The sequence below is a fragment of the Pseudoflavonifractor sp. 524-17 genome (assembly GCF_009935845.1).
Taxonomy (GTDB): domain Bacteria; phylum Bacillota; class Clostridia; order Oscillospirales; family Oscillospiraceae; genus Pseudoflavonifractor_A.
Genome location: NZ_QWEK01000049.1, coordinates 16,893 through 27,948 on the forward strand (window position 1 = coordinate 16,893; position 11,056 = coordinate 27,948).

At 60.2% G+C, this 11,056-nt stretch carries 22 protein-coding genes; all 22 read left to right on the forward strand.

What is annotated here, in order from left to right; all coding sequences use genetic code 11:
- Position 1: 1 nt before the first annotated feature.
- The 22 genes from rpmC to D1159_RS15210 all read left to right on the forward strand — a co-directional run bounded on the left by rpmC (position 2) and on the right by D1159_RS15210 (position 10,897).
- A complete protein-coding gene (rpmC, locus tag D1159_RS15105; protein WP_202621112.1) occupies positions 2-199 on the forward strand; it encodes a 50S ribosomal protein L29 in 198 nt (65 codons plus the stop codon).
- Between the two features lie 22 nt (positions 200-221).
- Positions 222-482: a 30S ribosomal protein S17 gene (gene rpsQ / locus D1159_RS15110; protein ID WP_033116904.1), complete on the forward strand. Its 261-nt coding sequence runs from the start codon at positions 222-224 to the stop codon at positions 480-482.
- 12 nt (positions 483-494) lie between these two features.
- Complete coding sequence (gene rplN, locus D1159_RS15115) at positions 495-863, forward strand: 50S ribosomal protein L14 (protein ID WP_161846484.1); 369 nt, start codon at positions 495-497, stop codon at positions 861-863.
- Between the two features lie 16 nt (positions 864-879).
- The gene (gene rplX, locus D1159_RS15120; protein WP_161846485.1) at positions 880-1,194 is read left to right on the forward strand and encodes a 50S ribosomal protein L24; all 315 of its coding nucleotides are present in this window, start codon (positions 880-882) and stop codon (positions 1,192-1,194) included.
- Between the two features lie 17 nt (positions 1,195-1,211).
- A complete protein-coding gene (gene rplE, locus D1159_RS15125) occupies positions 1,212-1,760 on the forward strand; it encodes a 50S ribosomal protein L5 (protein ID WP_161846486.1) in 549 nt (182 codons plus the stop codon).
- 14 nt (positions 1,761-1,774) lie between these two features.
- The gene (locus tag D1159_RS15130) at positions 1,775-1,960 is read left to right on the forward strand and encodes a type Z 30S ribosomal protein S14 (RefSeq protein WP_006573415.1); all 186 of its coding nucleotides are present in this window, start codon (positions 1,775-1,777) and stop codon (positions 1,958-1,960) included.
- A 404-nt stretch (positions 1,961-2,364) separates the two neighbouring features.
- Positions 2,365-2,763, forward strand: coding sequence for a 30S ribosomal protein S8 (gene rpsH, locus D1159_RS15135; protein WP_161846487.1), 399 nt, complete (start codon positions 2,365-2,367; stop codon positions 2,761-2,763).
- 15 nt (positions 2,764-2,778) lie between these two features.
- A complete protein-coding gene (gene rplF / locus D1159_RS15140) occupies positions 2,779-3,324 on the forward strand; it encodes a 50S ribosomal protein L6 (protein WP_161846488.1) in 546 nt (181 codons plus the stop codon).
- 14 nt (positions 3,325-3,338) lie between these two features.
- Complete coding sequence (rplR, locus tag D1159_RS15145) at positions 3,339-3,698, forward strand: 50S ribosomal protein L18 (RefSeq protein WP_161846489.1); 360 nt, start codon at positions 3,339-3,341, stop codon at positions 3,696-3,698.
- Between the two features lie 18 nt (positions 3,699-3,716).
- The gene (gene rpsE / locus D1159_RS15150) at positions 3,717-4,217 is read left to right on the forward strand and encodes a 30S ribosomal protein S5 (RefSeq protein ID WP_161846490.1); all 501 of its coding nucleotides are present in this window, start codon (positions 3,717-3,719) and stop codon (positions 4,215-4,217) included.
- A 14-nt stretch (positions 4,218-4,231) separates the two neighbouring features.
- On the forward strand, positions 4,232-4,414 hold the full coding sequence (gene rpmD / locus D1159_RS15155) for a 50S ribosomal protein L30 (protein WP_161846491.1): 183 nt from the start codon (positions 4,232-4,234) through the stop codon (positions 4,412-4,414).
- A gap of 13 nt (positions 4,415-4,427) precedes the next feature.
- Positions 4,428-4,868 carry a 50S ribosomal protein L15 gene (gene rplO / locus D1159_RS15160; RefSeq protein ID WP_161846492.1) on the forward strand — a complete coding sequence of 147 codons (441 nt, stop codon included), beginning with the start codon at positions 4,428-4,430 and terminating at the stop codon, positions 4,866-4,868.
- Positions 4,869-6,167, forward strand: coding sequence for a preprotein translocase subunit SecY (secY, locus tag D1159_RS15165; protein ID WP_161846493.1), 1,299 nt, complete (start codon positions 4,869-4,871; stop codon positions 6,165-6,167).
- 16 nt (positions 6,168-6,183) lie between these two features.
- On the forward strand, positions 6,184-6,816 hold the full coding sequence (locus D1159_RS15170) for an adenylate kinase (protein WP_161846494.1): 633 nt from the start codon (positions 6,184-6,186) through the stop codon (positions 6,814-6,816).
- 11 nt (positions 6,817-6,827) lie between these two features.
- On the forward strand, positions 6,828-7,580 hold the full coding sequence (gene map, locus D1159_RS15175; protein WP_161846502.1) for a type I methionyl aminopeptidase: 753 nt from the start codon (positions 6,828-6,830) through the stop codon (positions 7,578-7,580).
- Between the two features lie 5 nt (positions 7,581-7,585).
- Positions 7,586-7,873, forward strand: a complete 288-nt coding sequence (locus tag D1159_RS15180; protein WP_161846495.1) for a KOW domain-containing RNA-binding protein — start codon at positions 7,586-7,588, stop codon at positions 7,871-7,873.
- 4 nt (positions 7,874-7,877) lie between these two features.
- Positions 7,878-8,096 (forward strand): translation initiation factor IF-1, encoded by a 219-nt coding sequence (infA, locus tag D1159_RS15185; RefSeq protein ID WP_161846496.1) that lies wholly within the window; start codon positions 7,878-7,880, stop codon positions 8,094-8,096.
- A gap of 222 nt (positions 8,097-8,318) precedes the next feature.
- Complete coding sequence (gene rpmJ, locus D1159_RS15190; RefSeq protein ID WP_008982609.1) at positions 8,319-8,432, forward strand: 50S ribosomal protein L36; 114 nt, start codon at positions 8,319-8,321, stop codon at positions 8,430-8,432.
- Between the two features lie 19 nt (positions 8,433-8,451).
- Positions 8,452-8,820, forward strand: a complete 369-nt coding sequence (gene rpsM, locus D1159_RS15195; protein ID WP_161846497.1) for a 30S ribosomal protein S13 — start codon at positions 8,452-8,454, stop codon at positions 8,818-8,820.
- 15 nt (positions 8,821-8,835) lie between these two features.
- Positions 8,836-9,237: a 30S ribosomal protein S11 gene (gene rpsK / locus D1159_RS15200; protein ID WP_161846498.1), complete on the forward strand. Its 402-nt coding sequence runs from the start codon at positions 8,836-8,838 to the stop codon at positions 9,235-9,237.
- Positions 9,238-9,258: 21 nt separating this feature from the next.
- Entirely contained in the window at positions 9,259-9,861 is a 603-nt protein-coding gene (gene rpsD / locus D1159_RS15205) for a 30S ribosomal protein S4 (RefSeq protein ID WP_161846499.1), read from the forward strand.
- A gap of 85 nt (positions 9,862-9,946) precedes the next feature.
- A complete protein-coding gene (locus tag D1159_RS15210) occupies positions 9,947-10,897 on the forward strand; it encodes a DNA-directed RNA polymerase subunit alpha (protein ID WP_161846500.1) in 951 nt (316 codons plus the stop codon).
- Positions 10,898-11,056 lie beyond the last annotated feature (159 nt).

Here is an 11,056-nt window from a genome sequence, read left to right on the forward strand (position 1 = left end):
GATGAAGGCAAATGAAGTCCGCAAGATGAACGCCCAGGAGCTGGAGAGCAAGCTGGGCGACCTGAAGAAGGACCTGTTCCAGCTCCGTCTTCAGCATGCCACCAACCAGCTGGAGAACCCGGTGAAGATCGCCGAGGTCAAGAAAGACATTGCCCGAGTCAAGACCATCCTGCGCGAGCTCCAGCTCGCTGGCCGATAAAGTAAGAAGGAGGAACTAGAACATGGAAAACAGAACTTCTTCCCGTAAGACCAGAGTCGGCCTGGTAGTCTCGGATAAGATGGACAAGACCGTGGTGGTGGCCATCGCCGACCGTGTGGCCCACCCGCTGTATAAGAAGATTGTCAAGCGGACCTATAAGCTCAAGGCCCATGACGAGCAGAACGCCTGCGGCGTGGGCGACCGCGTCAAGGTCATGGAGACCCGCCCCCTGTCCAAGGACAAGCGGTGGCGCGTGGTTGAGATCATTGAGAAAGCAAAGTAAGGAGGTGCGGTCATGATTCAACAGGAAACCTATCTGAAGGTTGCCGACAACACCGGCGCCAAAGAGATAAAGACCATCCGTGTGCTGGGCGGCTCCAGCCGGCGGTATGGCAATATCGGCGATGTAGTCGTCGCTTCCGTCCGCAAGGCCCAGCCCGGCGGAACTGTGAAGAAGGGCGAAGTGGTCAAGGCCGTCATCGTCCGTACCGTCAAGGGCGTGCGCCGTCCCGACGGCAGCTATGTCCGTTTTGACGACAACGCCGCTGTGCTCATCAAAGAGGATAAGAACCCCAAGGGCACCCGCATCTTTGGGCCCGTGGCCCGTGAGCTGCGCGACAAGGATTACATGAAGATCCTCTCGCTGGCTCCCGAAGTGCTGTAAGGGGGTAGGAGTAGACATGAACAAGTTGAGCATTAAAAAGGACGATCTGGTTGTCGTCCTGTCCGGCAAGGACAAGGGCAAGCAGGGCAAGGTCCTCTCTGTACAGCCCAAGGACAGCAAGGTCATTGTGGAGGGCGTCAACATTGTCACCCGCCACACCAAGCCCCGCCGTCAGGGCGAGGAGGGCGGCATTCTGAAGAAGGAAGCCCCCATCTACGCCTGCAAGGTGCAGCGGGTGTGCCCCAAGTGCAGCAAGCCCACCCGGGCCGCCCACAAGGTGGAGGGCGGCAAGAAGGTCCGCGTCTGCAAGAAGTGCGGCGCTGAGATTTAAGAGAGGAGGAGTCAACTATGGCTGATATGCCCAACCTGAAGAAGAAATACCAGGGTGAAGTCGCTCCTGCTCTGATGCAGAAGTTCGGCTATAAGTCCGTTATGCAGATTCCCAAGCTGGACAAAGTCGTGGTGAACTGCGGCTGCGGCGAGGCACGGGATAACGCCAAGGTGCTGGAGGCCGTCGTCGGCGACCTGACCAAAATCACCGGCCAGAAGGCCATTGTCACCAAGGCAAAGAAGTCTGTGGCAAACTTCAAGCTGCGCGAGGGGATGCCCATCGGCGCCAAGGTCACCCTGCGGGGGGACCGGATGTGGGAGTTTGTGGACCGGCTGTTCAACGTGGCCCTGCCCCGTGTGCGCGATTTCCGCGGCATCAACGGCAACGCTTTCGACGGCCGGGGCAACTACGCCCTGGGCATCAAGGAGCAGCTGATTTTCCCCGAGATCGAGTACGACAAGATCGACAAGATCCGCGGCATGGACATTGTCTTCTGCACCACCGCCCGGTCTGACGAAGAGGCCAAGGAGCTGCTTACCTTGATCGGCGCTCCCTTCGCCCGCTAAAGGAGGAGAACGTAATGGCAAAGAAATCTATGATCCTCAAGCAGCAGGCGGAGCCCAAGTTCTCCACCCGCCGCTACAACCGCTGCAAAATCTGCGGCCGTCCCCACGCCTACCTGCGGGATTACGGCATCTGCCGTATCTGCTTCCGCGAGCTGGCCTACAAGGGCCAGATCCCCGGCGTGAAAAAGGCATCCTGGTAAGAGTGGAATAAAACGCAACGCTGCGCCTGACGTGCCAGACACGTCCGGCGCTTGCGTTGCGTACCTCACTCTTTTCCCGAAACCCGGCGTTTAGCGGCTGTTACGTCCGGTTTAGGGAAGAAAACTGCGAGATAGTGCGGGCCGCGCTGTGTATTGTGAATAAGACGGCGGATATTTGGGCAGAACGGAAGGGGCAATCCTCCAAAAGTCTGAAATTCGCAGAACTTCCCCTTTTCACAGCAGCCATTTCACTATATAATATTCCCTAGGGCGTGTCCGGCGGCTCGTGCCGCGCGGGGACGCCCCAGCAGACGGTTAACAGGTCGGAGCCCTGCGAACTCCGATACCTTGCCGCCTTAACGGGTCTTCTCACGGACTCGTATTCTTAAAAGGAGGGTAAACTCATGCACATTACCGATCCCATTGCGGATATGCTGACCCGAATCCGCAACGCGAACAACGCAAAGCATGACACCGTGGACGTACCCGCGTCCAACATGAAAAAGTCCATCGCGCAGATCCTGCTGGATGAGGGCTATATCAAGAACTTCCAGCTCATCGACGATGGCACCCAGGGCGTTATCCGCATCACCCTGAAGTACGGCACCGGTAAGGAGAAGGTGATCTCCGGCCTGCGCCGGGTGTCCAAGCCCGGCCTGCGCGTCTACGCCGGCGCAGACGAGCTGCCCCGGGTCATCCGCGGCCTGGGCGTCGCGATTGTGTCCACGTCCAAGGGCGTCATGACCGACAAGGCCGCGCGGGCGGCCCATGTCGGCGGCGAAGTCCTTGCGTTCGTATGGTAAGGAGGGGAGAGCAGAATGTCTAGAATCGGAAGAAAGCCGATCTCCATCCCCGCCGGCGTGGACGTGAAGATCGAAGGGAACACCGTCACCGTGAAGGGCCCCAAGGGCACCCTCAGCCGGTCGTTCCACCCTAATATGCACATCGCCCAGGAGGGAAGCGAGATCCTCGTGACCCGTCCCAACGATGCCAAAGAGAACCGCAGCCTGCACGGCCTGACCCGCACCCTGATTGATAATATGGTGGTGGGCGTAACCGACGGCTTCAAGAAGGAGCTGGACGTGAACGGCGTGGGCTACCGCGTGGCCATGGAGGGCAAGAAGCTGGTCATGAACCTGGGCTTCTCCCACCAGGTGGTGATGGAGGGCCCCGAGGGGATCACCATCGAAACCCCCAGCGCCAACAAGATCGTCATCTCCGGCTCCAGCAAGGAGCAGGTGGGCCAGTTCGCGGCTGAAGTGAGAGAGAAAAGACCCCCTGAGCCCTACAAAGGCAAGGGTATCAAATATGCTGACGAGGTCATCCGCCGCAAGGAAGGCAAGACCGGCGTCAAGAAGAAATAAGGAGGTGTGCCACTATGATCAACCGACCCAATACCAAGGCGCAGCGGCTTAAGCGCCATAAGCGTGTCCGCGCGAAGATTGCCGGCACGCCCGAGCGTCCCCGTCTCAACGTGTTCCGCAGCGGCACCAACATCTATGCCCAGGTCATCGACGATGTCAACGGCAAGACGCTGGTGAGCGCCTCTTCTCTGGAGAAGGGCTTTGAGGGCAAGGGCTCCAACTGCGAGGCCGCCAAGAAGGTGGGCCAGACCGTGGCGGAGCGGGCCAAGGCCGCCGGTGTGAACACTGTGGTCTTTGACCGGGGCGGCTATGTGTACCACGGCCGCGTTGCCGCTCTGGCTGAGGGCGCCCGCGAGGGCGGCCTGGAATTTTAAGGGGAGGAGAAAACGAACATGGCTAGATTTGAAAAAGAGCCCAGCGAGTTCACTGAGAAGCTCGTTTCTCTGAACCGCGTTTCCAAGACCGTCAAGGGCGGTCGTATCTTCAAGTTTGCCGCTTTGATGGTGGTGGGCGACGAGAAGGGCCGGGTGGGCTTCGGCCTGGGCAAAGCCGCCGAGGTGCCTGAGGCTATCCGTAAGGGCATTGAGGACGCCAAAAAGAATATGTGTACGGTGAGCCTGTCCGGCACCACCATTCCCCATGAGGTGATCGGCCGCTTTGGCGCCGGCAGCGTGCTGCTCAAGCCCGCCGCCCCCGGTACCGGCATCATCGCCGGCGGCCCGGTCCGCGCCGTGATGGAAGCGGCGGGCATCCGGGACATCCGCGCCAAATGTCTGCGCTCCAACAACCCGCAGAATGTGGTCTCCGCGACCTTCGAGGGCCTGAAGTCCCTGCGCGGCCCCGAGGAAGTGGCCCGTGTGCGCGGCAAGAGCGTGGAAGAGATCGTAGGTTAAGGAGGGCCGCTGCAATGGCTAATATCAACATTAAGCTGGTCAAGAGCCTGAACGGCCGTATCGCCAAGCATAAGGCGACCGCCGAAGCTCTGGGGCTGCGCAAGATCGGCGACACCACCGTACAGCCCGACAATGCCGCCACCCGCGGCAAGATCGCACACATCGGCTACCTGCTTCAGGTCACCGAGGAACAGTAAGGAGGTGCGCGAAATGAAACTGCATGAACTCTCTCCCGCTCCGGGCTCTGTGAAGAAGGCCTACCGGAAGGGCCGCGGCAAGGGGTCCGGCAACGGCACCACCGCCGGCCGCGGACAGAAGGGCCAGTGGGCCCGCAGCGGCGGCGGCGTCCGTGTGGGCTTCGAGGGCGGCCAGATGCCTCTGGCCCGCCGCCTGCCCAAGCGGGGCTTTAACAACATTTTCGCCAAGCGTCTGGAGTCGATCAATGTCTCCGCGCTGAATAAGTTTGAGGATGGCGCTACCGTCAGCGTCTGCGACCTGCTGGAAAAGGGCGTCCTGTCCAAGTGTGAGCATGGCGTCAAGATTCTGGGCAACGGGACTTTGACCAAGAAGCTCACGGTCCGTGCCTCCGCGTTCTCCGCTTCCGCGAAGGAGAAGATCGTCGCGGCGGGCGGAAAGTACGAGGTGATCTAAGTGATCGAGACGGTACGCAACGCCTGGAAAATTCCCGAGCTGCGCAAGAAGATTATGTTTACCGTCTTCGCGCTGCTGATTTTCCGGCTGGGCTCTGCTGTCCCGGTCCCCTTCGTGGACGGCAACTCCTTTGCCGCGCAGATGAACGCCATGAGCGGCACCATCTTCGGCCTGCTGGGCGCCATGAACGGAACTGCCTTTTCCCAGGCCGCTGTCTTTGCCCTGGGGGTGCAGCCCTATATCAACAGCTCGATTATTGTGCAGCTGCTGACCGTCGCCATCCCCGCTTTGGAGCGGATGCAGAAGGAGGGCGGCGAGGAGGGCCGCAAAAAGCTGGCCTCTATCACCCGGTACGTCACCGTGGCCATCGCCCTGGTCCAGGGCTTCGGCTACTACACCCTGATTAACAGCTATACCGGCGTACTGGACACCACTGGCGTGCCCGGCTGGTGGGCGGCCATTGTTATTGTGCTTACCTTTACCGCCGGATCCGCCTTCGTTATGTGGCTGGGGGAGCAGATTACCGAGTTCGGCATCGGAAACGGTATCTCCATCATCCTCTTCGCCGGCATCCTGTCCCGCATTCCCCACATGATCCTCAGCATGGTCCAGGGTGTGCAGGCCAAGACCCTGGCGGTGTGGGCCGTTCCCCTGATTATCGTAGGAATGCTGCTGATGGTGGTCTTTATTGTCTTCATCAGCAACGCCGAGCGCCGTATTCCCGTCCAGTACGCCAAGCGCGTGGTGGGCCGGAAGATGTACGGCGGCCAGTCCAGCCATCTGCCCCTGAAGGTGAATATGAGCGGCGTTATGCCCATCATCTTCGCCCAGGCCATCGCCGGCCTGCCGGCTACCATCGGCGCTTTCGTGCCCTCCGCCCGTGTGGAGGGGACCGGCTGGTACAATTTCCTGAAAATCTTTGACACCACCAGCATTTTCTATATCGTGGTATATTTCCTGCTCATCCTGGGGTTCAGCTACTTCTACTCCACCATGCAGTTTAACCCTGTGGAGGTGGCCAACAACCTGAAGAAGAACGGCGGCTTTGTCCCGGGCTACCGCCCCGGCAAGCCCACCGCCGACTTCATCACCCGGGTGCTGAACAAGATCACCTTCTTCGGCGCAATCTATCTGTCCGTCATCGCCATCGCCCCTATCGTCACCGGCGGTGTGCTGAACAGCAGCGCACTGGCCATCGGCGGTACTTCCATTATCATTGTGGTGGGCGTGGCGCTGGAGACCGTAAAGGCCATGGAAGCGCAGATGCTCATGCGGCATTACAAAGGCTTCCTGGAGTAATTGAGGTGGCAGGGCTATGAAAATCATTCTCTTAGGTGCGCCGGGCGCCGGAAAGGGGACCCAGGCGGAGATTATCAGCAGGAAGCTGGGAATCCCCACCATCTCTACGGGGAATATCCTCCGGGCCGCAGTAAAAGAGGGCACGCCCGTGGGCCAGAAGGCCAAGTCCTTTATGGATGCAGGCAAGCTGGTGCCGGACGAAGTCATCATCGAAGTCATCAAAGAGCGGCTGGCCCAGCCGGACTGCGCCGGCGGCTATATCCTGGACGGGGTGCCCCGCACCATCGCCCAGGCAGAGGCGCTGGACCAGAGAGGCATCCATTTTGACAAGGTGCTCTCCCTGGAGATCGACGACAGCGTGATTCAGGCCCGCATGACCGGCCGCCGGACGTGCCATGCCTGCGGCGCCACTTACCACATGCAGTCCGCGCCCCCCAAGACGGAGGGCGTGTGCGACAAGTGCGGCGGGGCGCTGGAGCAGCGCAGGGATGACCTGCCGGAGACCGTAAATCAGCGCCTGGCGGTCTACCACAAAGAAACCGAGCCCCTGAAGGACTACTACCAGGGCAAGGGCATCCTGAATGCTGTCCCGGATCAGGGCGGCATCGAGGCGACCAATCAGGCCATTATGGAGCTGCTGGGGAAGTGAGCCGGATGGAGATGATTTCCCTCAAATCCCCCAGAGAGATTGAACAGATGCGCCGGGCCGGGCGGATTACCGCCCAGGCCCGGGCGCTGGCCGGCTCCATGGTGCGTCCCGGCGTGTCCACCGTGGAGATTGACGCCGCGGTGCGCCGCTTTATCGAGAGCAAGGGGGCGAAGCCCTCCTTCTTGGGGTACGGCGGATTCCCCGGTTCGGCGTGTATCTCCATCAACGAGGTGGTTATTCACGGCATCCCCGACCACCGGAAGCTGGTGGAAGGGGACATCGTCAGCGTGGATGTGGGGGCCGTTTTGGACGGCTTTCACGGCGACTGTGCCGCCACCTTCCCCTGCGGCGCCATCTCCCCCGAGGCGCAGCATCTGATTGATGTGACAGAGCGCAGCTTTTGGGCGGGGATCAAGCTGGCCCGGCCAGGCAATCGGGTCTATGACATCTCCCACGCGGTGCAGCAGTATGTGGAGGCAAACGGCTGTTCCGTGGTCCGGGATTTCGTGGGCCACGGGGTGGGGCGCAAGCTCCACGAGCCGCCGGAGGTGCCCAACTTCGGCCCCGCCGGACACGGACCCCGCCTTCAGCCCGGCATGACCATCGCGGTGGAACCCATGGTGTGTGCCGGCGGCTGGGAGGTCCGGGTCCTCAAGGACAAGTGGACCACCGTCACCGCGGACGGCTCCCTGGCCGCCCACTATGAAAACACCATCCTCATTACCGACGGGGAGCCGGAAGTGCTTACCTGTCCAGGAGAGTAGGGCCTATGTATGACTACACCGGCTGGATCGTCCGATCCACAGCGGGGCATGACAAGGACCAGCTCTTTTGTGTCGTCGGCGTGGACCAGGAGAACTGCCGCCTCCTGCTGGCCGATGGAAAGAGACGGAGGCTGGAGCGCCCCAAGCGAAAAAAACTGGGACATGTGGCGGTGGAGAATCGGGGCGGCTATTTAAATCCCGTTATCCAACGCCTCCAGATGGGCGAGACAGTTTCTGACCGAGCACTCAGGAGGGCGCTGGCCGCTTTCCGAGAGGAATCAAGGAGGGTATGACGCTTTGGCAAAAGACGATATGATCGAGGTGGAGGGCGTCGTGGTGGAGTCCCTTCCAAACACTACGTTCCATGTGGATATTGGAAACGGCCACATCATCCTGGCGCATATCTCCGGTAAACTGCGGATGAATTTTATCCGCATCCTGCCGGGGGATAAAGTCACCATCCAGATGTCCCCCTATGACCTGACCCGGGGACGCATTACTTGGAGAAGTAAGTAAGCAGAAGCGCGCAGACGCCGGAGCCGGTACACAGGGAGACGCGGAGGCGAAAAAGCAGTTGCGCAGAGCGCAAGGAGTTTTTCGCGCAGCGGCGGGCAGTGTACCGGAAAGCGAAGGCGCGCGGATAGTACCGGCGCGTTTATACGTGCCTAAACGACCGGCGGCCGAGGGGCCTTGCCCCCGTCTCCCGCCGGGGCCATCAGGCTACAGGAGGTTACTGACATGAAGGTAAGACCGTCCGTGAAGCCCATGTGCGAGAAGTGCAAAGTGATCAAGCGCAAGGGCAAAGTCATGGTAATTTGTGAAAACCCCAAGCATAAGCAGAGACAAGGTTAATAGGAGGTGCTGAAACAGTATGGCTCGTATTGCTGGCATTGACCTGCCGAAAGACAAGCGGATCGAGATCGGTCTGACCTATATCTTCGGCATTGGGCGCACCAGCGCCAATAAAATCCTGGCTGAGACCGGAATCAATCCTGATACCCGCGTAAAGGACCTTACCGATGAGGAAGAGGCCAAGCTGCGTGAGGTCATCGGCCATAGTTACACTGTGGAAGGCGACCTCCGCCGGGACGTGGCCATGGATATCAAGCGGCTGACCGAGATCGGCTGCTACCGGGGCATTCGCCACCGCAAGGGGCTGCCGGTCCGCGGCCAGCGCAGCAAGACCAACGCCCGTACCCGCAAGGGTCCCAAGCGCACCGTCGCCAACAAGAAGAAGTAAGGAGGGATAGGAATCATGGCTGCAAACACCAAAGGGAAAAAAGTAATCCGCAAGCGCCGCGAGCGCAAGAACGTGGAGAAGGGCCAGGTACACATCCGTTCCTCCTTCAACAACACCATGGTCACAGTGACCGACATGGGCGGCAACGCCCTGTCCTGGGCGTCCTCCGGCGGTCTGGGTTTCCGGGGCTCCCGGAAATCTACCCCCTACGCCGCCCAGACTGCCGCCGAGACCGCTGCCAAGGCTGCTATGGAGCACGGCCTGAAGACCGTGGAGGTTTACGTGAAGGGCCCCGGCGCCGGCCGGGAGGCCGCCATCCGCGCCCTGCAGGCCGTGGGACTGGAGGTCACCCTGATTAAGGATGTGACCCCCGTGCCCCACAACGGCTGCCGTCCGCCCAAGCGCCGCCGCGTGTAAGAGTAAGGAGGAATTAGAGAAATGGCAAAGAATATGCAGCCTATCGCCAAGCGCTGCCGCGCGCTGGGCATTTCTCCTGCCGCTATGGGCTACGCCAAGAAGGAGAGCAACCGTAATCCCGGCGGCCAGATGAGAAAGAAGAAGAGCGAGTATGCCCTTCAGCTGTCCGAGAAGCAGAAGGTCAAATTTGTCTACGGCATCATGGAGAAGCAGTTCCGCATGTACTACGAGAAGGCCACCCGCATGAGCGGCAAGACCGGCGACAACCTGCTGATTCTGGTGGAGCGCCGCCTGGATAACGTGGCGTACCGCCTGGGCTTCGCCATGACCCGACGTGAGGCCCGGCAGCTGGTAGGCCACGGCCACTTCACGGTCAACGGCCAGCGGGTGGACATCCCCTCCTATCTGGTCAAGCCCGGCGACGTGATTGAGGTCAAGGAGTCCAGCCGCTCGTCTGTAAAGTTCAAGCGCCTGACCGGTGAGGACGCCCCCACCGTGCTGCTGCCCAAGTGGCTGGAGCGGGAAAAGAATACGCTGAAGGGTGCTGTGGTTCAGATGCCCACCCGCGAGGACATCGACCTGCCCGTCGAGGAGCACCTGATCGTCGAGCTGTACTCCAAGTAAGAGAGCGCGTACCCTCGATTATTGGTGAGCTGTAAAACCAAGCGGCGGGCTGCCCGGCCCGCCGCTGCGAAAAGGAGGGTAACACATGGTAGAAATTGAGAAGCCGCGCATCGAATGTGTAGAAAATCCAGGGGACGGCTCCTATGGCAAGTACGTAGTCGAGCCTCTGGAGCGTGGTTATGGCACCACGCTGGGCAACTCCCTGCGCCGCATCCTGCTCTCTTCTCTGCCCGGTACTGCAGTCACTTCGATCAAGATCGCCGGCGTACAGCATGAGTTTACCACCATCCCCGGCATTAAAGAGGATGTGACGGAAATCGTCCTCAACATCAAGAGCATCATTGTGAAGCTCCATTGTGAGGGCGTGAAGACCGTCTATATTGAGGCCAGCGGCGAGTGCGAGGTAACAGCCGGCGACATCAAAACCGACGGCGAGGTAGAGATACTCAACCCGGATCTGCACATTGCCACCCTGGGCCCCGACGCCAGTCTGAATATGGAGCTGACACTCTCCCACGGCCGGGGCTATGTCTCCGCCGACCGGAACAAACCGGCCCAGGCAGTGATCGGGCTCATCCCGGTGGACTCCATCTATACCCCCGTGCGCAAGGTAAACTACACGGTGGAAAACACCCGTGTGCGCGACCTCACAGACTTTGACAAGCTGACCTTGGAGGTATGGACCAACGGGACGATTACCGCCCGGGATGCCGTCAGCTTGGGTGCCCGGATCCTGTGCGACCACTTTGTCCTCTTCACGGACCTGTCCGAGACGATGGGTTCCAAGTCCACCGTGGTGGAAAAGAGCGAGGCCCAGCGGGACAAGGTACTGGAGCTGACCATTGAGGAGCTGGATCTGTCGGTGCGTTCCTTTAACTGCCTCAAGCGGGCCAATATCAACACAGTGGAGGATCTGATCTCCAAGACCGAGGATGAGATGATGAAGGTGCGCAACCTGGGCCGAAAGTCCCTGGAAGAGGTCATCAACAAGCTGTCTATGATGGGCCTGTCTCTGGCCAACGAAGAAAACGTGTAAAACTGTCCCGCCGCAGCGTTTGACAAGGGGCTGCCGTCGCCTGGCACAAAGCGCAGAGACGGACTGGCACCGCGGCGGGATTAAAATTCTTCTTGCTTCTTTTTCTTCCAAGAAAAAGAAGAGAAAAGCACTTCACAGACCATCGTCACCGGGCGTAAA